Annotated in this window: 35 protein-coding genes; all 35 read right to left on the bottom strand. The window is 66.2% G+C overall.

The window, feature by feature from the left end; translation table 11 throughout:
* Positions 1–39: 39 nt before the first annotated feature.
* Positions 40–732 carry an endonuclease/exonuclease/phosphatase family protein gene (locus tag ASE56_RS06090; RefSeq protein ID WP_056226301.1) on the bottom strand — a complete coding sequence of 231 codons (693 nt, stop codon included), beginning with the start codon at positions 730–732 and terminating at the stop codon, positions 40–42.
* Between the two features lie 69 nt (positions 733–801).
* Positions 802–1,659: a tRNA pseudouridine(38-40) synthase TruA gene (truA, locus tag ASE56_RS06085; protein ID WP_056226297.1), complete on the bottom strand. Its 858-nt coding sequence runs from the start codon at positions 1,657–1,659 to the stop codon at positions 802–804.
* 114 nt (positions 1,660–1,773) lie between these two features.
* Positions 1,774–2,337 carry a 50S ribosomal protein L17 gene (gene rplQ / locus ASE56_RS06080; protein ID WP_056226294.1) on the bottom strand — a complete coding sequence of 188 codons (564 nt, stop codon included), beginning with the start codon at positions 2,335–2,337 and terminating at the stop codon, positions 1,774–1,776.
* A 42-nt stretch (positions 2,338–2,379) separates the two neighbouring features.
* A complete protein-coding gene (locus ASE56_RS06075) occupies positions 2,380–3,369 on the bottom strand; it encodes a DNA-directed RNA polymerase subunit alpha (RefSeq protein WP_056226291.1) in 990 nt (329 codons plus the stop codon).
* Between the two features lie 178 nt (positions 3,370–3,547).
* On the bottom strand, positions 3,548–3,946 hold the full coding sequence (rpsK, locus tag ASE56_RS06070) for a 30S ribosomal protein S11 (RefSeq protein ID WP_013583990.1): 399 nt from the start codon (positions 3,944–3,946) through the stop codon (positions 3,548–3,550).
* Positions 3,947–3,982: 36 nt separating this feature from the next.
* Positions 3,983–4,357 (bottom strand): 30S ribosomal protein S13, encoded by a 375-nt coding sequence (rpsM, locus tag ASE56_RS06065; protein WP_056226287.1) that lies wholly within the window; start codon positions 4,355–4,357, stop codon positions 3,983–3,985.
* Between the two features lie 143 nt (positions 4,358–4,500).
* Positions 4,501–4,617, bottom strand: a complete 117-nt coding sequence (rpmJ, locus tag ASE56_RS06060; protein WP_005050492.1) for a 50S ribosomal protein L36 — start codon at positions 4,615–4,617, stop codon at positions 4,501–4,503.
* Between the two features lie 61 nt (positions 4,618–4,678).
* The gene (gene infA, locus ASE56_RS06055) at positions 4,679–4,900 is read right to left on the bottom strand and encodes a translation initiation factor IF-1 (RefSeq protein WP_013583992.1); all 222 of its coding nucleotides are present in this window, start codon (positions 4,898–4,900) and stop codon (positions 4,679–4,681) included.
* A gap of 141 nt (positions 4,901–5,041) precedes the next feature.
* Complete coding sequence (locus ASE56_RS06050) at positions 5,042–5,746, bottom strand: thioredoxin domain-containing protein (protein ID WP_056226285.1); 705 nt, start codon at positions 5,744–5,746, stop codon at positions 5,042–5,044.
* Positions 5,746–6,585: a type I methionyl aminopeptidase gene (gene map / locus ASE56_RS06045; protein WP_074696431.1), complete on the bottom strand. Its 840-nt coding sequence runs from the start codon at positions 6,583–6,585 to the stop codon at positions 5,746–5,748. Before map ends, ASE56_RS06050 begins: the two co-directional genes overlap by 1 nt.
* A 1-nt stretch (position 6,586) precedes the next feature.
* Positions 6,587–7,183, bottom strand: coding sequence for an adenylate kinase (locus tag ASE56_RS06040; RefSeq protein ID WP_056226282.1), 597 nt, complete (start codon positions 7,181–7,183; stop codon positions 6,587–6,589).
* Positions 7,180–8,502, bottom strand: a complete 1,323-nt coding sequence (secY, locus tag ASE56_RS06035) for a preprotein translocase subunit SecY (RefSeq protein WP_056226277.1) — start codon at positions 8,500–8,502, stop codon at positions 7,180–7,182. The genes ASE56_RS06040 and secY overlap by 4 nt, the downstream gene beginning before the upstream one ends.
* 109 nt (positions 8,503–8,611) lie before the next feature.
* Complete coding sequence (rplO, locus tag ASE56_RS06030) at positions 8,612–9,145, bottom strand: 50S ribosomal protein L15 (protein ID WP_074696429.1); 534 nt, start codon at positions 9,143–9,145, stop codon at positions 8,612–8,614.
* On the bottom strand, positions 9,145–9,330 hold the full coding sequence (gene rpmD, locus ASE56_RS06025) for a 50S ribosomal protein L30 (protein ID WP_013583998.1): 186 nt from the start codon (positions 9,328–9,330) through the stop codon (positions 9,145–9,147). Before rpmD ends, rplO begins: the two co-directional genes overlap by 1 nt.
* Positions 9,330–9,986, bottom strand: coding sequence for a 30S ribosomal protein S5 (gene rpsE / locus ASE56_RS06020; RefSeq protein ID WP_225310208.1), 657 nt, complete (start codon positions 9,984–9,986; stop codon positions 9,330–9,332). Before rpsE ends, rpmD begins: the two co-directional genes overlap by 1 nt.
* A gap of 20 nt (positions 9,987–10,006) precedes the next feature.
* The gene (gene rplR, locus ASE56_RS06015; protein ID WP_056226271.1) at positions 10,007–10,366 is read right to left on the bottom strand and encodes a 50S ribosomal protein L18; all 360 of its coding nucleotides are present in this window, start codon (positions 10,364–10,366) and stop codon (positions 10,007–10,009) included.
* A 2-nt stretch (positions 10,367–10,368) separates the two neighbouring features.
* Entirely contained in the window at positions 10,369–10,905 is a 537-nt protein-coding gene (gene rplF, locus ASE56_RS06010) for a 50S ribosomal protein L6 (RefSeq protein ID WP_056226268.1), read from the bottom strand.
* Positions 10,906–10,911: 6 nt separating this feature from the next.
* Positions 10,912–11,310: a 30S ribosomal protein S8 gene (gene rpsH, locus ASE56_RS06005; RefSeq protein ID WP_013584002.1), complete on the bottom strand. Its 399-nt coding sequence runs from the start codon at positions 11,308–11,310 to the stop codon at positions 10,912–10,914.
* Positions 11,311–11,402: 92 nt separating this feature from the next.
* Complete coding sequence (gene rplE / locus ASE56_RS06000) at positions 11,403–11,993, bottom strand: 50S ribosomal protein L5 (RefSeq protein ID WP_056226265.1); 591 nt, start codon at positions 11,991–11,993, stop codon at positions 11,403–11,405.
* 2 nt (positions 11,994–11,995) lie between these two features.
* Complete coding sequence (gene rplX, locus ASE56_RS05995; protein ID WP_056226262.1) at positions 11,996–12,355, bottom strand: 50S ribosomal protein L24; 360 nt, start codon at positions 12,353–12,355, stop codon at positions 11,996–11,998.
* A gap of 2 nt (positions 12,356–12,357) precedes the next feature.
* Positions 12,358–12,726 (bottom strand): 50S ribosomal protein L14, encoded by a 369-nt coding sequence (gene rplN / locus ASE56_RS05990; protein ID WP_013584005.1) that lies wholly within the window; start codon positions 12,724–12,726, stop codon positions 12,358–12,360.
* 35 nt (positions 12,727–12,761) lie between these two features.
* Complete coding sequence (gene rpsQ, locus ASE56_RS05985; RefSeq protein ID WP_056226259.1) at positions 12,762–13,088, bottom strand: 30S ribosomal protein S17; 327 nt, start codon at positions 13,086–13,088, stop codon at positions 12,762–12,764.
* The gene (rpmC, locus tag ASE56_RS17685) at positions 13,088–13,399 is read right to left on the bottom strand and encodes a 50S ribosomal protein L29 (protein ID WP_056226256.1); all 312 of its coding nucleotides are present in this window, start codon (positions 13,397–13,399) and stop codon (positions 13,088–13,090) included. The genes rpsQ and rpmC overlap by 1 nt, the downstream gene beginning before the upstream one ends.
* Positions 13,399–13,818, bottom strand: a complete 420-nt coding sequence (gene rplP, locus ASE56_RS05975) for a 50S ribosomal protein L16 (RefSeq protein ID WP_056226254.1) — start codon at positions 13,816–13,818, stop codon at positions 13,399–13,401. Before rplP ends, rpmC begins: the two co-directional genes overlap by 1 nt.
* Positions 13,818–14,576: a 30S ribosomal protein S3 gene (gene rpsC / locus ASE56_RS05970; RefSeq protein ID WP_013584009.1), complete on the bottom strand. Its 759-nt coding sequence runs from the start codon at positions 14,574–14,576 to the stop codon at positions 13,818–13,820. The genes rplP and rpsC overlap by 1 nt, the downstream gene beginning before the upstream one ends.
* Entirely contained in the window at positions 14,576–14,974 is a 399-nt protein-coding gene (gene rplV, locus ASE56_RS05965; RefSeq protein WP_013584010.1) for a 50S ribosomal protein L22, read from the bottom strand. Before rplV ends, rpsC begins: the two co-directional genes overlap by 1 nt.
* A gap of 22 nt (positions 14,975–14,996) precedes the next feature.
* Positions 14,997–15,278, bottom strand: a complete 282-nt coding sequence (gene rpsS, locus ASE56_RS05960; protein ID WP_013584011.1) for a 30S ribosomal protein S19 — start codon at positions 15,276–15,278, stop codon at positions 14,997–14,999.
* Between the two features lie 12 nt (positions 15,279–15,290).
* Positions 15,291–16,130 carry a 50S ribosomal protein L2 gene (gene rplB, locus ASE56_RS05955; RefSeq protein ID WP_056226251.1) on the bottom strand — a complete coding sequence of 280 codons (840 nt, stop codon included), beginning with the start codon at positions 16,128–16,130 and terminating at the stop codon, positions 15,291–15,293.
* A gap of 24 nt (positions 16,131–16,154) precedes the next feature.
* The gene (rplW, locus tag ASE56_RS05950; protein WP_056226248.1) at positions 16,155–16,454 is read right to left on the bottom strand and encodes a 50S ribosomal protein L23; all 300 of its coding nucleotides are present in this window, start codon (positions 16,452–16,454) and stop codon (positions 16,155–16,157) included.
* The gene (gene rplD / locus ASE56_RS05945) at positions 16,451–17,113 is read right to left on the bottom strand and encodes a 50S ribosomal protein L4 (RefSeq protein ID WP_056226247.1); all 663 of its coding nucleotides are present in this window, start codon (positions 17,111–17,113) and stop codon (positions 16,451–16,453) included. Before rplD ends, rplW begins: the two co-directional genes overlap by 4 nt.
* A gap of 2 nt (positions 17,114–17,115) precedes the next feature.
* Positions 17,116–17,775: a 50S ribosomal protein L3 gene (gene rplC / locus ASE56_RS05940; protein WP_056226244.1), complete on the bottom strand. Its 660-nt coding sequence runs from the start codon at positions 17,773–17,775 to the stop codon at positions 17,116–17,118.
* An 8-nt stretch (positions 17,776–17,783) separates the two neighbouring features.
* A complete protein-coding gene (gene rpsJ / locus ASE56_RS05935) occupies positions 17,784–18,092 on the bottom strand; it encodes a 30S ribosomal protein S10 (RefSeq protein ID WP_013584016.1) in 309 nt (102 codons plus the stop codon).
* Between the two features lie 443 nt (positions 18,093–18,535).
* Positions 18,536–18,751, bottom strand: a complete 216-nt coding sequence (locus ASE56_RS05930; protein WP_056226241.1) for a hypothetical protein — start codon at positions 18,749–18,751, stop codon at positions 18,536–18,538.
* A gap of 179 nt (positions 18,752–18,930) precedes the next feature.
* Entirely contained in the window at positions 18,931–20,124 is a 1,194-nt protein-coding gene (gene tuf, locus ASE56_RS05925; protein ID WP_056226238.1) for an elongation factor Tu, read from the bottom strand.
* 161 nt (positions 20,125–20,285) lie between these two features.
* Positions 20,286–22,400 (bottom strand): elongation factor G, encoded by a 2,115-nt coding sequence (fusA, locus tag ASE56_RS05920; protein ID WP_056226235.1) that lies wholly within the window; start codon positions 22,398–22,400, stop codon positions 20,286–20,288.
* Positions 22,401–22,419 lie beyond the last annotated feature (19 nt).

Below are 22,419 nucleotides of genomic sequence, written 5' to 3'. Positions count from 1 at the left end.
CGTTGGCGCCGGGGGCGCGGGATTCATCGCCGTACCGGTTCACAACGCCGCGAAGCTGTGGCCCTGCGTCACCTCTGCGGTGATGAGGATGGGCAGGTGGTCGCTGAGCCCCTGGGGCAGCGTCTTGATGTGCGCGATGTCGAACCCGATCGACGTCGCGAAGTCGTAGTGGCCCCGGAAGAAGCGGTAGCGGGTGTACGTGCGGGCATCGCTGAGGGTGAGCTCGTACCCCTGGTCTCGCACTTTCTGCCCCAGGTTCTCTTTGAACACCGGGTAGTTGTAGTCGCCCACCATCAGCGCGGGCAGACCGGGGCCGAGGTTCTGCAACTCGGCCAGAGCGGTGCGGATCTGGTGGCGGCGCAGGGAGTTGAGCGCGGTCAGCGGCGCCGCGTGGAACGACGCGACGATGACGTCGCGCCCGCCGTCGATGTCGCGCAACCGCACGCCCAGCATGCGCTCCTCCGCGGGCTTGAGGACGTAGTCGTGCAGGGACTTCTTCAGCCCGATGGCACGGACCTCTTCGGCGCGGAAGGTGTTCTCGCGGTAATAGACGGCGAGACCCAGGCGGTTGCGCTGAGTCGCCTCCGCGAGCCGGAGACCACCGATGTGCTCGGGGATGTCGGTGGAGTCGCACTCCTGCAGGCAGAGCACGTCGACCTCGTGCGTGTCGACGAGGGCGACGAGCTCACCGGCGGCGCGGTGCTTGTTGAGGTTGTACGAGATGACCTTCATGGCCCACACAGCATACGACCGGCGTCGAAGAGCGGGGCGAGGGTTGCGCTCACGCCGCCCGAGGCGGATTCAGGATGCCGCGTCGTCGGCGTCGCGACGGTTGCGCGTCTGCTCGGCCCGCGCGGCGAGTAGGTCATCGGCGGGGTAGCCGACCTCGGCAAGCACGAGACCGCGGGCTGCCAGCACCTTGGTCTCTGGAATGCGCAGGCGCGCGTCCCGGATGGCGACGACGTCGTCGACTCCGATCCGCCCCTCCCCCACGGCGACGCACGCGCCGACGAGGGCGCGCACCATGCTGTGGCAGAACGCGTCCGCGCGCACGTTGGCGACCAGCACACCGTCGTCACCGCGCCGCCAGTCGTATTCGAGCAGGGTCCGGATCGTCGTGGCCTCCTCGCGCGCTTTGCAGTACGCGGCGAAGTCGTGAAGTCCGATCAAGCGCCCCGCGGCGGCATCCATCGCCTCGACGTCGAGCGTGCTTCGCAGTGTCGTCGTCCGCAGCCGGTCGAGGGGGTCGTAGCCGGTCGTCGCGTCGGCCAGACGGTAGCTGTACCGGCGCCAGACGGCCGAGAATCGTGCGTCGAACCCTTCGGGGGCGATCGAGGTGCGACTCACCGTCACGTCGGGATACGCACCGAGGACTCCCCGCACGCGGCCGGCGAGGGAGGCGACGGCATCCCCCTCGTCGTTGTCACGCCTGCGGCGGGGCAGACGGGCCGCCTGCTCCTCGTCGAGGTCGAGATGCGCGACCTGCCCGCTCGCGTGCACACCTGCATCGGTGCGCCCGGCCACGATCAGTCGCGGTGAGCCCCCGACGATGCGCTCGAGCGCGGTCTCGAGATCGCCCTGCACCGTGCGCAGCCCGGGCTGGCGGGCCCAGCCACGGAAATGCGAGCCGTCGTAGGCGATGTCGAGACGGATGCGCACGCCTCCAGCCTACGAGCGCCGAGGGGCGCTCGCGAACGCGAGCGGGCGACAACCGTGCGCGAACGACGAGGCCCCCACCCTGATCGGGTGGGGGCCTCGTACGAGCGAGAAGGCTCAGGCCTTGGCGTCGTCCTGGACGGCGTCGTCGGCGGCGGCCTCGGCGGCAGCGCCCTCCTCGGGCGACTCGGCGCCGGCCTCGGCGGCCTCGTCGTTCGAGGTCTCCTCAGCAGCGGTCTCGTCGGCGGTGGGCTCCTCGGCGGCGGCCGGGGCGGCAGCGGCGGCGGGGGCCGCAGCGGCCTTGTTCGACGCCTTCTTCGCGACGGGCTCGAGCACGAGCTCGATCACGGCCATGGGGGCGTTGTCGCCCTTGCGGTTGCCGACCTTGGTGATGCGGGTGTAGCCGCCGTCACGCTCGGCCACCAGGGGCGCGATCTCGGTGAAGAGGGTGTGCACGACCTCTTTGTCGCCGATGACGCTCAGCACGCGACGACGCGCGTGGAGGTCGCCACGCTTGGCGAAAGTGATGAGGCGCTCAGCGAGCGGGCGGAGGCGCTTGGCCTTCGTCTCGGTCGTCTTGATCGACTTGTGCGTGTAGAGGGCTGCCGCGAGGTTCGCGAGAAGCAGACGCTCGTGGGCCGGGCCGCCTCCGAGGCGGGGACCCTTCGTGGGCTTGGGCATGTCTTATTACTCCAGGAGAAGGTTCGGTCGGGTCCGACGGGGTCAGACGGTTTCTTCGTCGTAGCCGCTGTAGAACTGAGCGCCGTCGAAACCGGGCACCGAGTCCTTGAGCGACAGGCCGAGGGAGGTGAGCTTGTCGCGCACCTCGTCGACCGACTTCTGACCGAAGTTGCGGATGTTCATCAGCTGCGTCTCGGAAAGGGCGACCAGCTCCGAAACGGTGTTGATTCCCTCGCGCTTGAGGCAGTTGTACGAGCGGACCGACAGATCGAGGTCTTCGATCGGCATCGACAGCTCGTTCGAGAGGACGGTCTCGACCGGCGCGGGGCCGATCTCGATGCCCTCGGCCTCGACGTTCAGCTCGCGGGCGAGGCCGAAGAGCTCGACGAGGGTACGACCGGCGGAGGCCACGGCATCGCGCGGGGCGATGGAGGCCTTCGACTCGACGTCCAGCACCAGCTTGTCGAAGTCGGTGCGCTCACCCGCACGGGTGGCGTCGACGCGGTAGCTGACCTTGAGCACGGGCGAGTAGATCGAGTCGATCGGGATCTGACCGGCCTCTGCGTACTCGTTGCGGTTCTGGGTCGCCGAGACGTAGCCGCGGCCACGCTCGATCGTCAGTTCGAGCTCGAACTTGGCGGTGTCGTTGAGCGTCGCGATGACCAACTCGGGGTTGTGCACCTCGACACCCGCGGGAGCGGAGATGTCGGCGGCGGTGACCTCACCGGCGCCGGTCTTTCGCAGGTACGCCGTGATGGGCTCGTCGCGCTCGCTCGAGACGACCAGCTGCTTAATGTTCAGGATGATCTCGGTGACGTCTTCCTTCACGCCCGGGATGGTGCTGAACTCGTGCAGGACGCCGTCGATGCGGATGCTCGTGACGGCCGCGCCGGGGATCGACGACAGGAGGCTGCGACGCAGCGCGTTGCCGATCGTGTAACCGAAGCCGGGCTCCAGCGGCTCGATGACGAAACGGCTGCGGAACTCCCCGATCTTCTCCTCGGTCAGAGTGGGACGCTGTGCGATGAGCACTATGTGTTCCTTTCGATCACGTGCCCGCTATATGACACGTGTAATGGGGTGAGGTGTTGAGTTGTACTCGCGGGATGCCAGGTGACCTCGACGGTCGCTCGGGGCATCCGGAAGTCTGAATCGCGCGGGAGCGCGGCGTTCCCGGGGAGTGACGAGCACTCCCCGGGAACGAAACGCATCAGACGCGGCGACGCTTGGGCGGACGGCAGCCGTTGTGGGCCTGCGGCGTCACGTCCTGGATCGAGCCGACCTCGAGGCCGGCCGCGGTGAGCGAACGGATCGCGGTCTCACGACCCGAACCCGGACCCTTCACGAAGACGTCGACCTTCTTGACGCCGTGCTCCTGCGCCTGGCGAGCGGCCGACTCCGCGGCCATGCCGGCGGCGTAGGGCGTCGACTTGCGCGAGCCCTTGAACCCGACACCGCCGGACGAAGCCCAGCTGATGACGGCACCCGAGGGGTCGGTGATCGAAACGATGGTGTTGTTGAACGTCGACTTGATGTGGGCCTGACCCACGGCGATGTTCTTCTTTTCCTTGCGGCGCGGCTTGCGCGCGGCGGACTTGGCCTGTGCCATGTGCGTTCTCCTGAATCCTGACGCTCAGCCCGCGGCTTAGCGCGCCTTCTTCTTGCCGGCGACGGTGCGCTTGGGACCCTTGCGGGTACGCGCGTTCGTCTTCGTGCGCTGACCGCGCACCGGGAGGCCGCGGCGGTGGCGCAGGCCCTCGTAGGAACCGATCTCGACCTTGCGGCGGATGTCGGCGGCGACCTCGCGACGGAGGTCACCCTCCACCTTGTAGGTGCCTTCGATGTGGTCGCGCAGAGCGACCAGCTGGTCGTCGGTGAGGTCCTTGACGCGGATGTCCTGGCTGATGTCCGTTGCGTTCAGGATCTCGACGGAGCGGGTGCGACCCACGCCGTAGATGTAAGTAAGTGCGATCACCACGCGCTTGTCGCGCGGGATGTCGACGCCGGCGAGACGTGCCATGCGGCTCTCCTCAGAGTGTCGTGGAGGTGTGGAGCAGGATCGGTGCTCGGGCCTCCGACCCGAGGTGTCCCCCATCCGCTTCGCGGAACGGGATCTGATCCTGCCGTTGTGTATTCAGTTGGAAAAGGTGTCGAGCTGGAAGCTCAGCCCTGGCGCTGCTTGTGGCGCGGGTTGCTCTTGCAGATCACCATCACGCGCCCGTGACGACGGATCACCTTGCAGTGGTCGCAGATGGGCTTGACGGAGGGGTTGACCTTCATGATGTTCCTGATTTCGCTGTCTTCGAGACCGCGGAAGCGGCTCGTTACTTCTCGGCCGGACTCAGCGGTAGCGGTAGACGATACGACCACGGGTGAGGTCGTAGGGGCTCAGTTCGACGACGACGCGGTCCTCCGGGATGATGCGGATGTAGTTCTGCCGCATCTTGCCCGAGATGGTCGCGAGCACTTTGTGCCCGTTCGTCAGCTCGACACGGAACATCGCGTTGGGCAGTGCTTCGGACACCGTGCCCTCGATCTCGATGACACCGTCTTTCTTCGCCATAAACTCGCTCACGCTCAGTTGCAGACCGGCCGGTCTGCGGTGGATGGGGATTCGGTGCTTCGACACGCCAATGAAGGCGCAACGCACCAAAGATCAAGCATACGTGGTATCGCCTGACCCGGCAACTCGCCGGGAGTGTCGTCAGCCGTTGAGGCGGGCGACGATGTCCTTCTGCGGGTCGCCGGACAGGTCGGTCTGGTTCTGCAGGACGGTGCCGTTGACGGCGATCGTCGGCGTGGCCACACTGGTCGCGTTCGGCTGCAACGGGGTCTTCTGCGTCATCGCCGTCACGAACTTGGTGTACGTGCCCGACGTGATGCAAGAGGACACGGCATCCGATGCTCCCGCTGACGTCGCGATCGAGGCGAGGGTCGCGTCATCGAGGCCCGCGGTGTTCTCCTTGGGCTGCTGGGCGTAGAGCGCCTTCACGAACGCCGGGATGTTCGCGGAGTTGTCCACCGCGACGCAGTACGCGGCGTTGGCCGCACGCGTCGAGTACTGGGTGCCCTGCGAGAGACGGTCGAGGATGGCGATCGGGTGGATCTTCAGCGTGATCGTGCTGTCGTCGACGAGCTGTTGCAGGGTCGGGCCGTACGCCTGCTCGAACGAGTTGCACACGGGGCACATGAAGTCGATGTAGGTGTCGACGGTCTTCTCACCCGATCCGACGGAGATCGCACCGGTCTCGGTGTCGACCGCGGAGGCCTGCGGCAGCGTGCCGGGCGAGGTCGCCTGGCTGTTGGCGAACCACACCACTCCCCCGACGATCAGGACCACGACCAGAGCGGCGGCGGTCACCCCGATCGCGAACCAGTTTGTGGTCTTCCGCGCGGCGGCCATCATCATCAGTCGATCTCCTTCGGCACCACACCGAACGGCGCCAGTTTCTCGGCACCGCCGTCATGCGCGGTGAGGACCCAGATGCCTCCATCATGCACGGCGACACTATGTTCCCAATGGGAGCCGGCCGTGCCGTCGACGGTCGAGACGGTCCACCCATCGTCCTCGGTGAACGTCTCCTGGTCGCCGATGACGACCATGGGCTCGATCGCGACGGCCAGGCCGGGGCGCACCTCGGGTCCGCGGTCCGGAACCGCGTAGTTGAAGATGCTCGGCGACTCGTGCATCTTGCGGCCGATGCCGTGACCCACGTAATCGCGCAGGATGCCGTAGCCCCCCGCGGGCGCGTGCTCCTGGATGTACTGCTCGATGGCCGCGCCGACCTCGGCGAGGTGGCTGGCGCGGCTGAGCGCCGCGATCCCCGCCCACAGCGATCCCTCGGTCACCTCGGACAGTCGCCGACGCGGTGCCACGAGTTCTTCGGGCGCCTCTCCCGGCACGATCATCGTGAAAGCGGAATCGCCGTTCCATCCGCGGAACTCCGCTCCCGCGTCGATCGAGAGGATGTCACCCGCCTGCAGAGGACGATCGTTCGGGATGCCGTGGACCACCTCCTCGTTCACGGAGGCGCAGATGGTGTGCCGATAGCCGCGCACCATCTGGAAGTTGGACACCGCTCCGCGCGCCGTGATCAGCGCGGACGCCGCCGCATCGAGCTCGAGCGTCGTGACGCCCGGCGCGATCAGTGCGCGGACGGCATCCAGTGCATCGGCGGTGATGAGTCCGGGTTCGACCATCGACCGCAGCTGCGCGGGCTTCTTGTAGATCGAGGAGCGCAACCCCACGTCAGGCGGCCGGTGTCGCGGCGATGCCGCGCGCTTCGAGAGCAGCGAAGATCCGGGCCGTGACCTCGTCGAGGCTGCCCACCCCGTCGATCTCGTCCACGATGCCGCGCGTGCCGTAGACATCGAGAATGGGGGCCGTCTCGCGCTCGTAGATCCCCAGACGGGTCGCGATCGCCTCTTCGGTGTCGTCGGCGCGGCCCTGCTCGGCGGCGCGGGCGGTGAGACGCGACAGCGACTCCTCTCGGGGCACCACGAGCGCGATCACGGCATCGAGGGACTCGCCGCGGCCCTCGAGGAACTCGTCGAGGTGCATGACCTGCGCGAGGTTGCGGGGGTACCCGTCGAGGAGGAATCCCTCGGCGGCGTCGTCCTGCGCCAGACGGTCGCGTACGACGGCGCTGGTCAGCTCGTCGGGAACGAGGTCGCCCCCATCGATGATGGACTTCACCTGAAGGCCGAGCTCCGTGCCGTCCTTGACGTTGGCGCGGAACACGTCACCCGTGGAGACGACCGGGATGCCGAGGGCGTCGCCGACGCGGACGCCCTGGGTTCCCTTGCCCGAGCCCTGCGGCCCGACGATCAGAAGGCGAGCGGTCATCGCAGCAGCCCTTCGTAGTGGCGCTGCTGAAGCTGCGCGTCGATCTGCTTCACCGTCTCGAGGCCGACACCCACGATGATGAGGATCGAGGCTCCGCCGAAGGGGAAGTTCTGGTTGGCGCCTACCGTGGCCAGCGCCACCAGAGGCAGCAGCGCGATCAGACCGAGGTAGATCGAGCCCGGCAGCGTGATGCGGGTGAGCACGTAGTCGAGGTACTCGGCGGTGGGGCGACCGGCGCGGATGCCCGGGATGAACCCGCCGTACTTCTTCATGTTGTCGGCGACGTCGACCGGGTTGAACGTGATCGCCACGTAGAAGTACGCGAAGCCGATGATCAGGAGGAAGTACACGAGCATGTACAGCGGGTGGTCGCCACGCGTCAGGTACTGGGAGATCCAGGTCACCCACGGGGCCGGCTCCTGGCCCGCCTGCGGCTGGTTGAACTGGGCGATGAGCGCCGGGATGTACAGCAGCGACGAGGCGAAGATGACCGGCACGACACCGGCCATGTTGACCTTGATCGGGATGTACGTGTTCGTGCCGCCGTAGGTGCGGCGTCCGACCATGCGTTTGGCGTACTGCACCGGGATTCGACGCTGCGACTGTTCGACGAACACCACGAGGGCGACGATCACGATGCTGACGGCGAGCACGAGGAGGAAGACCTCGACGCCGCGGGCGTTGAGGATCGAGATCATCGCGCCGGGGAACGTGGCGGCGATCGAGGTGAAGATGAGGATCGACATGCCGTTGCCGACGCCGCGCTCGGTGACGAGCTCGGCGAACCACATGACCAGGCCGGTGCCGGCGGTCATCGTGATGATCATGAGCAGCTGCGCCCACCAGATGTCGTTGGTGAGGAGCTGCTGGCACTCGGGCACACCGGCGGAGCCGAAGAGCTGGCCCGAGCGCGCCACCGTGACGAGCGTCGTCGACTGCAGAAGAGCGAGCGCGATCGTGAGGTAGCGGGTGTACTGCGTGAGCTTGGCCTGACCCGCCTGGCCCTCTTTGTAGAGGGTCTCGAAGTGCGGGATGACCACGCGCAGCAGCTGCACGATGATGGTCGCCGTGATGTACGGCATCACCCCGAGGGCGAAGATCGACAGCTGCAGCAGAGCGCCACCGGAGAACAGGTTGACCAGGGAGAGCAGACCCTCGGTACCACCCGACTGGTTCAGACACTGCTGAACGTTCGGGAAGTCGACGAAGGGCGTCGGCACGTGGGCACCCAGCCGGTAGATGGCGATGATGCCCAGCGTGAAGGCGATCTTCCGCCTCAGGTCGGGCGTGCGGAAAACCCGCGCGATGGCGCTGAACAAGGGAGATTCCTCCAGAACGATCTCGGCACGCGACGGGGCGCACACCAAATCAGACTAACCCAGAAGGGGCCGACGGCCGTAAGGCCGCCGGCCCCTCCAGGGTCGGGCGTCAGTTGACGGAGCCGCCAGCGGCGACGATCTTCTGCTCAGCGGAGCCGGAGACCTTGTCGACCGAAACGGTCAGCGCGACCGAGATGTCGCCGGTGCCGAGCACCTTGACCTTCTCGTTCTTGCGGACGGCGCCCTTCGCCACCAGGTCGGCGACGGTCACGTCGCCACCCTGCGGGTAGAGCTCGCCGAGCTTGTCCAGGTTCACGACCTGGTACTCGACGCGGAACGGGTTCTTGAAGCCGCGGAGCTTCGGGGTGCGCATGTGCAGCGGCATCTGCCCACCCTCGAAGCCGACCTTGACCTGGTAACGGGCCTTGGTTCCCTTGGTACCGCGACCCGACGTCTTACCCTTCGAGCCCTCACCGCGACCCACACGGGTCTTGGCGGTGCGGGCGCCCGGGACGGGACGCAGGTGGTGGACCTTGAGCACGCCGGGGCGCGCCGCGGGGGCTTCCTTCTTCTCGGCCGTCTTACGAGCCGATGCCTTCTTCGGGGCGTCGACCGTGGCGGTCTCGTCCTTCTTGGCAGCCATTAGTCGATCTCCTCAACCTTGACGAGGTGGGCGACGGTCTTGACGTAACCGCGCGTCTGCGCGTCGTCGGGACGGACGACCGAGTCGCCGATCCGCTTGAGACCGAGCGAACGCAGCGTGTCACGCTGGTTCTGCTTCTCGCTCACCTTGGACTTGATCTGCGTGACCTTCAGACGCTCGGCCATCAGGCACCTACCTTCTGAGCGGCGGCCTCGGCGCGCACGAGGCGGGCCGGGGCGACCTGGTCGAACTCCAGGCCACGGCGGGCGGCCACGGCGCGGGGCTCCTCGAGCGACTTCAGCGCCTCGACGGTCGCGTGCACGATGTTGATCGTGTTCGACGAGCCGAGCGACTTCGAGAGGACATCGTGGATGCCGGCGCACTCGAGGACGGCGCGGACGGGACCACCGGCGATAACACCGGTACCGGCAGCGGCGGGGCGCAGGAGCACCACACCGGCAGCGGCCTCACCCTGGACGGGGTGGGGAATGGTCGAGCCCGAGCGGGGGACGCGGAAGAAGTTGCGCTTGGCCTCTTCGACACCCTTCGAGATGGCGAGGGGGACTTCGCGGGCCTTGCCGTAACCGACACCCACGACGCCGTTGCCATCGCCCACGACGACGAGCGCCGTGAAGCTGAAGCGACGGCCACCCTTGACCACCTTCGACACGCGGTTGATCGTCACGACGCGCTCGAGGAACTGGCTCTCGTTGCGGTCGCGCGAACCACGGTCGCGCTGGTTGGTGTTGCGCTCGCGACCACCGCGACGCGGCTCGCGCTCACGCTCGGCGGGGGCCTGAGCCGCAGCCGCACCCTCAGCCGGTGCAGTCTGCTCGGTCACTTCGGTCTCCTTGTTGTCACTCACAGGTTCAGCCCTCCTTCGCGAGCTCCGTCGGCGATCGCGGCGACACGACCGGCGTAACGGTTACCGCCGCGGTCGAACACGACGTCGGACACGCCGGCGGCCTTCGCACGCTCGGCGACGAGCTCGCCGACCTTGCGGGCCTTGGCGGTCTTGTCACCGTCGAAGCCGCGCAGGTCGGTCTCGAGGGTGGAGGCGGAGGCCACGGTGTGGCCCTTGCTGTCGTCCACGACCTGGACGAAGACGTGGCGAGCGGAACGCGTCACCACGAGGCGGGGGCGCAGCTCGGTACCGACGATCTTCTTGCGAAGACGAAGGTGGCGACGCGAGCGAGCGACGGACTTTGTCTTGACAGCCATGGCTACTTACCACTCTTTCCGGCCTTGCGGCGCACGACCTCGCCCGCGTACCGCACACCCTTGCCCTTGTAGGGCTCGGGCTTGCGGATCTTGCGGATGTTGGCGGCGGCCTCGCCGACGGCCTGCTTGTCGATGCCGCTCACGGTGACCTTGTTGTTGCCTTCGACCGTGAGGGTGATGCCGGCGGGCGGGTCGATCAGGACGGGGTGCGAGAAGCCGAGGGCGAACTCGATCGAGCTCCCCTTCTGCGCCACGCGGTAACCCGTACCGACGACCTCGAGGCCCTTGGTGTAGCCCTCGGTGACACCGATGATGTTGTTGTTGATGAGAGTGCGGGTCAGGCCGTGGAGCGACCGCGACTCGCGCTCGTCGTCCGGACGCGTGACGAGAACCTGGTTCTCTTCGACCGCGACCTCGAGGGGCTGGGCAACGGTGAGCGCGAGCTCGCCCTTGGGGCCCTTGACGGAGACCTCCCGGCCGTTCACCGAAACGGTGACACCGGCGGGGATGTCGATGGGAAGACGTCCAATACGCGACATGTCAGATCACCACACGTAGGCGAGAACTTCTCCGCCCACGCCCTTCTGCTCGGCCTGACGGTCGGTGAGGAGACCGGAGGAGGTGGACAGGATGGCGACGCCGAGGCCACCGAGGACCGTGGGGACCTCGGTCGACTTCGCGTACACGCGGAGGCCGGGCTTCGACACGCGCTTGATGCCGGCGATCGACCGCTCGCGGTTCGGGCCGTACTTCAGCGTCATGTTGAGGGTCTGGCCGACGCGAGCGTCTTCGACGCTCCAGTCGGCGATGTAACCCTCCTGCTTGAGGATGGCGGCGATGTTCGTCTTGAGCTTGGAGCTCGGCATCGACACGGAGTCGTGGTGCGCCGAGTTCGCGTTGCGCAGACGGGTCAGCATGTCTGCGACCGGGTCTGTCATCGTCATGTGTTGCTTCTTTCGATCATGAGGTTTCGACTGCCGTTACGCGACAGTCGACCTTCTATGAGGGGCCCCCGGAAACCCGGGGGCCCGAGGTGTCAGGCCTGCGCGTCGGCCGACTGGAAGGGGAAGCCGAGCTGGCGGAGCAGCGAGCGACCCTCGTCGTCGGTCTTGGCGGTGGTGACGATGGTGATGTCGAAACCACGCACGCGGTCGATGCGGTCCTGATCGATCTCGTGGAACACGGACTGCTCCTGGAGACCGAAGGTGTAGTTGCCGTTGCCGTCGAACTGCTTGGCCGACAGTCCGCGGAAGTCGCGGATGCGGGGCAGGGCGAGGTTGACGAGGCGGTCCACGAACTCCCACGCACGGTCGCCACGGAGGGTGACGTGCGCACCGATGGCCTGGCCCTCGCGCAGCTTGAACTGCGCGATGGACTTGCGGGCCTTGGTGACGATGGGCTTCTGACCGGTGATCTTGGTGAGGTCGTCGACCGCACCATCGATCACCTTGCTGTCACGAGCCGCCTCACCGACACCGGTGTTCACGACGACCTTGACCAGACCGGGGATCTGCATGACGTTCTCGTAGCCGAACTCGTCCTGCAGCGCCTTCTTGATCTCGGCGTTGTACTTCTGCTTCAGGCGGGGCTGGATCTTGCCAGCCGCCGCGGCAGTCGAGGTGCTCATGTTCAGAGGTCCTTGCCTGACTTCTTCGCGAAGCGCACGCGGACGGTGCGCTTGACGCCGTCCTTCACCTGCTCCTCGACCCGGCGACCGACACGGGTCGGCTTCTTGGTCGAGGGATCGACGATCGCGACGTTGGAGATGTGGATCGGAGCTTCGAAGGTCTCGATGCCGCCGGTCTTGGTGCCGCGCTGGGACTGACCCACGCGGTTGTGCTTGGTGACGTAGTTCACGCCCTCGACGATGACGCGGTTCTGCTCGACGAGGACCTCGAGGACCTTGCCCTGCTTACCGCGGTCGCCGCCGCGCTCGGGCTTCGCGCCCGAGATGACCTGAACCAGGTCGCCCTTTTTGATTTTCGCCATGATCAGATGACCTCCGGGGCGAGCGAGACGATCTTCATGAACTTCTTGTCGCGAAGCTCACGGCCGACCGGTCCGAAGATACGGGTGCCGCGGGGCTCCCCGTCGTTCTTCAGGATCACGGCGGCGTTCTCGTCGAACTTGATGTACGAGCCGTCGGGACGGCGGGTCTGCTTGACGACACGGACGACGACGGCCTTGACCACGTCGCCCTTCTTGACGTTTCCACCGGGGATCGCGTCCTTGACCGTGGCGACGATGACGTCACCGAGGCCGGCGTAGCGACGGTTGGAGCCGCCGAGCACGCGAATGGTGAGCAGCTCCTTGGCGCCGGTGTTGTCGGCGACCTTCAGCCGGGATTCGTTCTGAATCACTTTTTACTCCTTGGATTCCAAGTAAGCCGCGAGGCTTACTTGGCCTTCTCGAGGATCTCGACCAGGCGCCAGCGCTTAGTGGCGCTCAGCGGACGGGTCTCGTTGATGACGACGAGGTCGCCGATGCCCGCCGAGTTGGACTCGTCGTGCGCCTTGACCTTCGAGGTGCGGCGGATGACCTTGCCGTAGAGCGGGTGCTTCACACGGTCCTCGACCTCGACGACGATGGTCTTGTCCATCTTGTCGCTGACGACGTAGCCACGACGCGCCTTGCGGTAACCGCGGGCGTTCTCGTCGCGAACGTCGTTCTCGGAGTGCTCGTGACCGGCGACCTGCGCCTCGGCCTTCTTCGCGGTAGCCATTACTCCGCCTCTTCCTTCGCGGCGTCGTCAGCGGAGTCCGCCTTCTTCGCCTTGCTCTTCTTCGCCTTCGTCGCCTCGACCGGGGCCGGGGTGGCGCGGATGCCGAGCTCGCGCTCACGGATCACGGTGTACAGACGCGCGATGTCGCGCTTGACTGCACGGATGCGACCGTGGCTCTCGAGCTGGCCGGTGGCCGACTGGAAGCGCAGGTTGAACAGCTCTTCCTTGGCCTTACGCAGCTCCTCGACGAGGCGCTGGTCTTCGAACGTGTCGAGCTCGCTCGGGGCGAGCTGCTTGGTGCCGATCGCCATTACGCGTCGCCCTCCTCGCGCTTGATGATGCGTGCCTTCAGGGGCAGCTTGTGAATTGCTCGGGTCAGAGCTTCGCGAGCGAGCTGCTCGTCGACGCCCGCGACCTCGAAGAGGACGCGGCCCGGCTTGACGTTCGCAACCCACCACTCGGGGGAACCCTTACCCGAACCCATGCGGGTTTCGGCGGGCTTCTTCGTGAGGGGGCGGTCGGGGTAGATGTTGATCCACACCTTTCCACCGCGCTTGATGTGACGCGTCATGGCGATACGAGCGGACTCGATCTGACGGTTGGTCACGTAAGCGGGGGTCAGCGCCTGGATCCCGAACTCACCGAACGACACCTGGGTGCCACCGGTGGCCTGGCCCGAACGGCCGGGGTGGTGCTGCTTGCGGTACTTGACCTTGCGGGGGATGAGCATTACGCCGACGCTCCTTCTGCCACGGGGGCCTCGTTACGAGGGCCACGACGACGGTCGCCGCCGCGGTCGTCACGACCGCGGGACTTGGGCGCGTTGGCCTGCTCGCGGGCGAGCTCCTTGTTGGTGAGGTCGCCCTTGTAGATCCAGACCTTCACGCCGATGCGGCCGAAGGTGGTCTTGGCCTCGTAGAAGCCGTAGTCGATGTTCGCGCGCAGGGTGTGCAGGGGCACACGGCCTTCGCGGTAGAACTCCGAGCGGCTCATCTCGGCGCCGCCGAGGCGGCCCGACACCTGGATGCGGACACCCTTGGCACCGGCACGCTGAGCGCCCTGGAGACCCTTGCGCATCGCGCGACGGAACGCCACGCGAGCGGTGAGCTGCTCCGCGACACCCTGAGCGACCAGCTGAGCGTCGGCCTCGGGGTTCTTGACCTCGAGGATGTTCAGCTGGATCTGCTTTCCGGTGAGCTTCTCGAGGTCGGCACGGATGCGCTCGGCCTCGGCGCCGCGGCGACCGATCACGATGCCCGGACGGGCGGTGTGGATGTCGACGCGGACACGGTCACGCGTGCGCTCGATCTCGATGTTGCTGACACCGGCGCGGTCGAGCGAGGTGGTCAGCAGGCGACGGATCTTGATGTCCTCGGCGAGGTAGTCGGCGTAACGCTGACCGGCCTTCGTCGAGTCCGAGAACCACCGCGACACGTGGTCGGTCGTGATGCCGAGGCGGAAGCCGTACGGGTTGACTTTCTGTCCCATTACTTGCTCGCCTTCTTGTTGGCGCGAGCCGGGGCCGCCTCAGCGGTCTCGGGCGTCGCGAGCACGACCGTGATGTGGCTCGTGCGCTTCTTGATCTGGAAGGCGCGACCCTGAGCGCGGGGCTGGAAACGCTTGAGCGTCGTGCCCTCGTCGACGTACGCGTTCTTCACGTACAGGTCGGCGTCATCCAGGTACTCGTTCGTCTTGTCGGCCGTGACGCGAGCGTTCGCGATGGCCGAGGCGACGAGCTTGTAGATCGGCTCGCTCGCGCCCTGCGGCGCGAACTTCAGGATCGCGAGGGCCTCTTCGGCCTGCTTGCCCTTGATGAGGGCGACGACGCGACGAGCCTTCTGAGGGGTCACGCGGATGTGTCGCACACGTGCGATGGACTCCACCATTTCTCTCTCCTCCTCGGTCGCCTTAGCGGCGACGGCCCTTCTTGTCGTCCTTCACGTGGCCGCGGAAGGTGCGGGTGGGCGAGAACTCGCCCAGCTTGTGGCCGACCATGGTCTCGGTCACGAACACGGGGATGTGCTTGCGACCGTCGTGCACGGCGATGGTGTGTCCCAGCATGGCGGGGATGATCATCGAACGGCGCGACCAGGTCTTGATGACGTTCTTCGAACCGGCTTCGTTCTGCGAGACGACCTTGCGAAGCAGGTGCTCGTCGACGAAGGGGCCCTTCTTAAGGCTGCGAGGCATCTTCCTCTACTCCTACTTGCGCTTCTTGCCGGCGGTGCGACGGCGGACGATGAGCTTGTCGCTCTCCTTGTTCGCGTGGCGGGTGCGGCCCTCGGCCTTACCCCACGGCGACACAGGGTGACGACCACCGGAGGTCTTACCCTCACCACCACCGTGCGGGTGGTCGACCGGGTTCATGGCGACACCACGCACGGTCGGGCGGACGCCCTTCCAGCGCATGCGGCCGGCCTTGCCCCAGTTGATGTTCGACTGCTCGGCGTTGCCGACCTCGCCGATCGTCGCGCGGCAGCGGACGTCGAAGTTGCGGATCTCGCCGGAGGGCAGACGCAGCTGCGCGTAGGGGCCGTCCTTCGCGACCAGACGCACGGAGGCGCCGGCCGAACGGGCCATCTTCGCGCCGCCACCGGGACGGAGCTCGATCGCGTGGATCACGGTACCGGTGGGGATGTTGCGCAGCGGCAGGTTGTTGCCGGGCTTGATGTCAGCACCGGCACCCGACTCGACGACGTCGCCCTGCGACAGCTTCGCCGGAGCGAGGATGTAGCGCTTCTCACCGTCGGCGTAGTGCAGCAGCGCGATGCGCGCGGTGCGGTTGGGGTCGTACTCGATGTGAGCGACCTTGGCGTCGATGCCGTCCTTGTCGTTACGACGGAAGTCGATCAGACGGTACTGACGCTTGTGTCCACCACCGATGTGGCGGGTCGTGATGCGGCCCTGGTTGTTGCGGCCACCGGTCTTCGACAGCGGGCGCAGCAGCGACTTCTCAGGCGTCGATCGGGTGATCTCGGCGAAGTCGGCCACCGACGAGCCGCGGCGACCGGGGGTCGTGGGCTTGTACTTGCGAATAGCCATTGTTCTTGTCCTCTATCCCGACCGTCAGCCGACAGACGTGAAGATGTCGATGGTGCCCGACTTGAGCGACACGATGGCGCGCTTGGTGTCCTTGCGCTTGCCGATGCCGAAGCGGGTGCGACGGGCCTTGCCGACGCGGTTGATCGTGTTGACCGAGGCCACCTTGACGCCGAAGATCTTCTCGATGGCGAGCTTGATCTCGGTCTTCGACGAACGGGGGTCCACCAGGAAGGTGTACTTGCCCTCGTCGATGAGCGAGTAGCTCTTTTCCGAGACGACCGGCTTCAGGATGATGTCGCGCGGGTCCTTGTTGACGGTGGTCATGCCGAGACCTCCTCGGTGGCTGCGGACTTCGACGCGACGAACGCGTCGTAGGCGGCCTTGGTGAAGACGATGTCGTCGGAGACGATCACGTCGTAGGTGTTCAGCTGGCCGACGGTCAGCACGTGGACGTACGCGAGGTTGCGGACGCTCTTGATCGTCAGCTCGTCGTCGCGGTCGATGACCACGAGGACGTTCTTGACGGCACCGAAGGCCTTCAGCGCGGCGGCAGCGGCCTTGGTCGAGGGGGCACCCTCGATGGCGAAGCTGTCGACGATGTGCAGACGCTGCCCACGAGCACGGTCGCTGAGCGCACCCAGGAGGGCGGCCGCGATCATCTTCTTGGGGGTGCGCTGGCTGTAGTCGCGGGGCTTGGGGCCGTGGACGATGCCACCACCGGTCATGTGCGGCGCGCGGATCGAGCCCTGGCGGGCGTTACCCGTGCCCTTCTGCTTGAAGGGCTTGCGACCGGCACCGGAGACCTCGCCACGACGCTTGGTCGAGTGCGTGCCCTGGCGAGCCGCAGCGCGCTGCGCCACGACGACCTGGTGGATCAGCGGGATGTTCGTCTTGACGTCGAAGAGCGCGGCGGGCAGCTCGACAGAGCCGGCCTTCTTGCCGTCGGCCTTCACGACGTCGAGCGCGAGAGTCGAGTCAGCCATGATCAGGCACCCTTCACTGCGTTGCGGACGTAGACGATGCGGCCACGAGCACCGGGGACGGCGCCCTTGACGAGCATGAGTCCCTTCTCGGCGTCGACGGCGTGCACCGTGAGGTTGAGGACGGTCACGCGCTCGCCACCCATACGGCCGGCCATGCGCATGCCCTTGAAGACGCGGCTCGGGGTCGACGAGGCGCCGATCGAGCCGGGCTTGCGGTGGTTGCGGTGCGCACCGTGGGATGCGGAGACGCCCTTGAAGTTGTGACGCTTCATGACACCGGCGGTGCCCTTGCCCTTGCTGGTGCCGACGACGTCGACCAGCTGGCCGGCCTCGAACAGACCGTCGACGGTGAGCTCCTGGCCCAGCGCGTAGTCTGCGGCGTCAGCCGTGCGCACCTCGGTGAGGTGGCGGCGAGGGGTGACGCCCGCGGCGTCGAAGTGAGCCGTGAGCGGCTTGTTCACCTTGCGGGGGTCGATCTGGCCGTAGCCGATCTGAACGGCGTTGTAGCCGTCCTTCTCGAGCGAGCGCAGCTGGGTCACGACGTTCGGTGCGACCTCGATGACGGTGACGGGAACGAGCTTGCCGTTCTCGTCCCACACCTGGGTCATGCCGAGCTTGGTGCCGAGGAGGCCCTTGGAGATCTTGGAGTTGATGTCAGCCATGTCGAACCTCAGAGCTTGATCTCGATGTTGACATCGGCAGGAAGGTCGAGGCGCATCAGCGAGTCGACGGCCTTGGGCGTCGGGTCGATGATGTCGATGAGGCGCTTGTGGGTGCGCATCTCGAAGTGCTCGCGGCTGTCCTTGTACTTGTGGGGCGACCGGATGACGCACACGACGTTCTTCTCGGTCGGAAGGGGAACCGGGCCCACCACGGTGGCACCGGCACGGGTCACGGTGTCGACGATCTTGCGCGCCGACGAGTCAAGCCCGGCGTGGTCGTACGACTTCAGGCGAATGCGGATCTTCTGTCCCGCCATTGTCTGCTCTCTCTCTTTCTCGCGTCTTACCCGACCTGGGGCATTGGACGCACGGTGGCGCTTTCGCGCCCTGGCACTTCCCCTCGCTTTCGCGAGAGATGCTGCACCGCTGTTCAGCTGTGAAACCGGATGCCATGGCATCCGGCCCGCCCCTCGCACGCACGCGCGCGAATCTCACGAGGAGATGAAGGGGGTTCGGTGTGGTGTTCTGCTGCCCGCGGCCCAGGACCCTGCGCTGACGCGCCGCCTGTGCACTGCCGAGACAGTGATCCTGGCGCACGCCGAGCGCGCACCGGAATGTGGAACTGGACTAGTCTACGTACCGCTCGGGCGAGTCGCAAACCCGGGCGTGTCGCGCCCGGCCGATGCACAGCAAACCGCAGTCCGAACGACAGCGGCGCCGCCCCGATGCTCGGGGACGGCGCCGCTCCGGGCTGCGTTCGTCAGGCGTTGCCGATGTGCTTGTCGACGTTCGCTCGGGTCTCGTCGACCTTCGCGTGGTGTTCCGCGGGAACGACCTTCTTGATGGCGTCGGCCGCTCCGTCGAGCACCTTGTCGCTGACCTCTTCGGCCTTCTCGCTCTTCAGAGCCTCTTCGATCTTGTCGCGGTTCTCGTCCAGGAGCTTTTTGCCCTTGGCGATGATGTCGTCCACTCCCATGCGCATCTCCTTCGCAGACACGGCCGGCGATTCCGCCGACTCTCGCCTCATTGTGGTCACGGACGGGCGTGGAACGGAACCCCCGGCTTCGGAGATCGCACTCGAGGGAGAATCCCCCGCGGGAACGACAAAGGCCGGGCCCGAAGGCCCGGCCTGTGCCGAGTGAAGTCTGGAAGGACTTACTTGAGGATCTTGGTGACGGTACCGGCACCGACGGTGCGGCCACCCTCACGGATCGCGTAGCCGAGGCCCTCTTCCATGGCGATCGGCTGGATGAGCTCGACCGACATCTCCGTGGTGTCACCGGGCATGACCATCTCGGTGCCCTCGGGCAGCGTGATGACGCCGGTCACGTCGGTGGTGCGGAAGTAGAACTGCGGGCGGTAGTTCGTGAAGAACGGGTTGTGGCGGCCGCCCTCTTCCTTGGACAGGATGTACGCCGTGCCCTCGAAGTTGGTGTGCGGGGTGACCGAACCGGGCTTCACGACGACCTGGCCGCGCTCGACGTCGTCACGCTTGGTGCCGCGGAGGAGCAGACCACAGTTCTCGCCGGCCCAGGCCTCGTCGAGCTGCTTGTGGAACATCTCGATACCCGTGACCGTGGTCTTCTGCGTCGGGCGGATGCCGACGATCTCGACCTCGGAGTTGATCGCGAGGGTACCGCGCTCGGCGCGACCCGTGACGACCGTTCCACGACCGGTGATGGTGAAGACGTCCTCGATGGGCATGAGGAACGGCTTGTCCTTGTCACGCACCGGGTCGGGGATCGACTCGTCGACGGCTTCCATGAGCTCGACGATCGCGTTGACCCACTGCTCGTCGCCCTCGAGAGCCTTGAGACCCGAGACGCGGACGACGGGGGCGTTGTCGCCGTCGAAGTCCTGCGACGACAGCAGCTCGCGAACCTCGAGCTCGACGAGCTCCAGGATCTCCTCGTCGTCGACCATGTCGCTCTTGTTCAGTGCGACCAGCAGGTAGGGAACGCCGACCTGCTTGGCGAGCAGAACGTGCTCACGGGTCTGAGCCATCGGGCCGTCGGTGGCGGCGACCACGAGGATCGCGCCGTCCATCTGAGCGGCACCGGTGATCATGTTCTTGATGTAGTCGGCGTGACCGGGCGCGTCGACGTGAGCGTAGTGACGCTTCGGGGTCTCGTACTCGACGTGCGAGATGTTGATCGTGATACCGCGCTGACGCTCTTCCGGCGCCGAGTCGATCGACGCGAAGTCGCGCTGAACGTTGGTGGCCGACGGGAACTTGTCGGCGAGCACCTTCGAGATGGCAGCGGTGAGCGTGGTCTTGCCGTGGTCGACGTGACCGATCGTTCCGATGTTCACGTGCGGCTTGGTCCGCTCGAACTTGGCCTTAGCCACTGGGTCCTCCTCAGGACGTTGGTTGCGAGGTCTCGGGCACTGGATTGCGACCGGTTCTTCGCGGGGATGGTTCTCAGATTACTAGAGAGTCGGTATTCAGTTTGAGCGGATGCCGGGAACCTGAGCAGAACCCGGGGTTCCCGGCATCCGTGAGAGCGGTTTTACTCGCCCTTGTTCTTCTGGATGATCTCGTCGGCGACGGCCTTCGGGACATCGGCGTAGCTGTCGAACTCCATCGAGTAGACGGCGCGACCCGAGGTCTTCGAGCGCAGGTCACCGATGTAGCCGAACATCTCGGACAGCGGCACGTTGGCCCGGACGACCTTGACGCCGGCGGCGTCTTCCATCGACTGGATCTGGCCACGACGCGAGTTCAGGTCGCCGATGACGTCGCCCATGTACTCCTCGGGAGTACGGACCTCGACGGCCATGATCGGCTCGAGGATCGTGGGGTTCGCCTTGCGGACGGCCTCCTTGAAGCCCATGGAGCCGGCGATCTTGAACGCCATCTCCGAGGAGTCGACGTCGTGCGAGGCGCCGTCGAGGAGGATCGCCTTGACACCCACCATGGGGTAGCCGGCGAGCACGCCGACGTTCATGGCGTCCTGGAAGCCCTGGTCGGTCGGCGAGATGTACTCGCGCGGGATACGACCACCGGTGACCTTGTTCTCGAACTCGTAGGTCTTGTCGGCCGTGACCTCGAGGGGCTCGATCGCGAACTGGATCTTCGCGAACTGACCCGATCCACCGGTCTGCTTCTTGTGCGTGTAGTCGTGACGCTCGACCGACTTGCGGATGGTCTCGCGGTACGCGACCTGCGGCTTTCCGACGTTGGCCTCGACCTTGAACTCGCGCTTCATGCGGTCGACCAGGATGTCGAGGTGCAGCTCGCCCATGCCCTTGATGACGGTCTGACCGGTCTCGGAGTTCTGCTCGACGCGGAACGTCGGGTCTTCCTCCGCGAGCTTCTGGATGGCGACACCCAGCTTCTCCTGGTCGGCCTTGGTCTTGGGCTCGATGGCGACCTCGATGACCGGCTCCGGGAACGTCATCGACTCGAGGACGACCTGGTTGGCCGGGTCGCACAGGGTGTCACCGGTGGTGGTGTCCTTGAGGCCGATGACCGCGTAGATGTGACCGGCGGTGACCGAGTCGACCGGCATCTCCTTGTTGGCGTGCATCTGGAAGATCTTCCCGATGCGCTCCTTTTTGCCCTTGGTCGCGTTGACGACCTGGGCGCCGGAGTCGAGGTGACCCGAGTACACGCGGATGTAGGTGAGGCGACCGAAGAACGGGTGCGTCACGATCTTGAACGCGAGAGCCGCGAAGGGCTCCTCGCGGTCGGCGTGGCGCTCGATGACGATCTCTTCGTCCTTGGGGTCGTGGGCCTCGATGGCCGGCACGTCCAGGGGCGAGGGGAGGTAGTCGACGACCGCGTCGAGCATGGGCTGCACGCCGCGGTTCTTGAACGCCGAACCGCAGAGCACGGGGTAGAGCTCCGAGTTGATCGTCATCTTGCGGATGGCGCCCTTGATCTCGGCGACCGTGAGCTCCTCGCCACCGAAGAACTTCTCGAGGAGGGCGTCGTCGGACTCGGCGACGGTCTCGAGGAGCTGCTGGCGGTACTCGGCGGCCTTGTCGGCGAGGTCGGCCGGGATCTCCTGGATCTCGTACTTGGCGCCCATGGTCACGTCACCCTTGGCGTCGCCGGGCCACACCAGTGCGCGCATCTCGACGAGGTCGATGACGCCGACGAAGTCGTTCTCGGCACCGATCGGCAGCTGGATGACCAGCGGCTTGGCCTTCAGGCGGTTGACGATGGTGTCGACCGTGAAGTAGAAGTCGGCGCCCAGCTTGTCCATCTTGTTGACGAAGCAGATGCGGGGAACGTCGTACTTGTCGGCCTGACGCCACACGGTCTCGGACTGGGGCTCGACGCCCTCCTTGCCGTCGAAGACGGCGACGGCGCCATCGAGCACGCGCAGCGAGCGCTCGACCTCGACCGTGAAGTCGACGTGACCGGGGGTGTCGATGATGTTGATCTGGTTCTTGTCCCAGAAGCAGGTCACAGCAGCGGAGGTGATCGTGATGCCACGCTCCTGCTCCTGCTCCATCCAGTCGGTGGTCGCCGCACCATCGTGCGTCTCACCGATCTTGTGGTTGACGCCCGTGTAGAACAGGATGCGCTCGGTCGTCGTGGTCTTGCCGGCATCGATGTGGGCCATGATGCCGATGTTGCGGACCTTGTGAAGGTCGGTGAGCACGTCTTGTGCCACGGGTGTCTTCCTTACCTGT

Origin of the sequence: Microbacterium sp. Leaf203 (genome assembly GCF_001421275.1) — a bacterium.
Classification (GTDB): Bacteria; Actinomycetota; Actinomycetes; order Actinomycetales; family Microbacteriaceae; genus Microbacterium; species Microbacterium testaceum_A.
This window is presented reverse-complemented; position numbering and strand designations above follow the sequence as displayed.

Bases quoted from the DNA above. Each gene is read 5' to 3' on its own strand.
- ASE56_RS06090 (WP_056226301.1), bottom strand. From the start codon at position 732: ATGAAGGTCATCTCGTACAACCTCAACAAGCACCGCGCCGCCGGTGAG.
- rplQ (WP_056226294.1), bottom strand. From the start codon at position 2,337: ATGCCCAAGCCCACGAAGGGTCCCCGCCTCGGAGGCGGCCCGGCCCAC.
- rpsK (WP_013583990.1), bottom strand. From the start codon at position 3,946: ATGGCACAGGCCAAGTCCGCCGCGCGCAAGCCGCGCCGCAAGGAAAAG.
- rpsM (WP_056226287.1), bottom strand. From the start codon at position 4,357: ATGGCACGTCTCGCCGGCGTCGACATCCCGCGCGACAAGCGCGTGGTG.
- rpmJ (WP_005050492.1), bottom strand. From the start codon at position 4,617: ATGAAGGTCAACCCCTCCGTCAAGCCCATCTGCGACCACTGCAAGGTG.
- infA (WP_013583992.1), bottom strand. From the start codon at position 4,900: ATGGCGAAGAAAGACGGTGTCATCGAGATCGAGGGCACGGTGTCCGAA.
- ASE56_RS06050 (WP_056226285.1), bottom strand. From the start codon at position 5,746: ATGATGATGGCCGCCGCGCGGAAGACCACAAACTGGTTCGCGATCGGG.
- ASE56_RS06040 (WP_056226282.1), bottom strand. From the start codon at position 7,183: ATGACCGCTCGCCTTCTGATCGTCGGGCCGCAGGGCTCGGGCAAGGGA.
- rplO (WP_074696429.1), bottom strand. From the start codon at position 9,145: ATGGCTGCCAAGAAGGACGAGACCGCCACGGTCGACGCCCCGAAGAAG.
- rpmD (WP_013583998.1), bottom strand. From the start codon at position 9,330: ATGGCCGAGCGTCTGAAGGTCACGCAGATCAAGTCCAAGGTGAGCGAG.
- rplR (WP_056226271.1), bottom strand. From the start codon at position 10,366: ATGGCTGTCAAGACAAAGTCCGTCGCTCGCTCGCGTCGCCACCTTCGT.
- rplF (WP_056226268.1), bottom strand. From the start codon at position 10,905: ATGTCGCGTATTGGACGTCTTCCCATCGACATCCCCGCCGGTGTCACC.
- rpsH (WP_013584002.1), bottom strand. From the start codon at position 11,310: ATGACGATGACAGACCCGGTCGCAGACATGCTGACCCGTCTGCGCAAC.
- rplE (WP_056226265.1), bottom strand. From the start codon at position 11,993: ATGAGCACCTCGACTGCCGCGGCGGCTGGCAAGATCCAGCCCCGCCTG.
- rplX (WP_056226262.1), bottom strand. From the start codon at position 12,355: ATGGCGAAAATCAAAAAGGGCGACCTGGTTCAGGTCATCTCGGGCGCG.
- rpsQ (WP_056226259.1), bottom strand. From the start codon at position 13,088: ATGGCTACCGCGAAGAAGGCCGAGGCGCAGGTCGCCGGTCACGAGCAC.
- rpmC (WP_056226256.1), bottom strand. From the start codon at position 13,399: ATGGCGATCGGCACCAAGCAGCTCGCCCCGAGCGAGCTCGACACGTTC.
- rplP (WP_056226254.1), bottom strand. From the start codon at position 13,818: ATGCTCATCCCCCGCAAGGTCAAGTACCGCAAGCAGCACCACCCCGGC.
- rpsC (WP_013584009.1), bottom strand. From the start codon at position 14,576: ATGGGACAGAAAGTCAACCCGTACGGCTTCCGCCTCGGCATCACGACC.
- rplV (WP_013584010.1), bottom strand. From the start codon at position 14,974: ATGGTGGAGTCCATCGCACGTGTGCGACACATCCGCGTGACCCCTCAG.
- rpsS (WP_013584011.1), bottom strand. From the start codon at position 15,278: ATGCCTCGCAGCCTTAAGAAGGGCCCCTTCGTCGACGAGCACCTGCTT.
- rplB (WP_056226251.1), bottom strand. From the start codon at position 16,130: ATGGCTATTCGCAAGTACAAGCCCACGACCCCCGGTCGCCGCGGCTCG.
- rplW (WP_056226248.1), bottom strand. From the start codon at position 16,454: ATGACCACCGTCAACAAGGACCCGCGCGACATCATCCTGAAGCCGGTC.
- rplD (WP_056226247.1), bottom strand. From the start codon at position 17,113: ATGGCTGACTCGACTCTCGCGCTCGACGTCGTGAAGGCCGACGGCAAG.
- rplC (WP_056226244.1), bottom strand. From the start codon at position 17,775: ATGGCTGACATCAACTCCAAGATCTCCAAGGGCCTCCTCGGCACCAAG.
- rpsJ (WP_013584016.1), bottom strand. From the start codon at position 18,092: ATGGCGGGACAGAAGATCCGCATTCGCCTGAAGTCGTACGACCACGCC.
- ASE56_RS05930 (WP_056226241.1), bottom strand. From the start codon at position 18,751: ATGGGAGTGGACGACATCATCGCCAAGGGCAAAAAGCTCCTGGACGAG.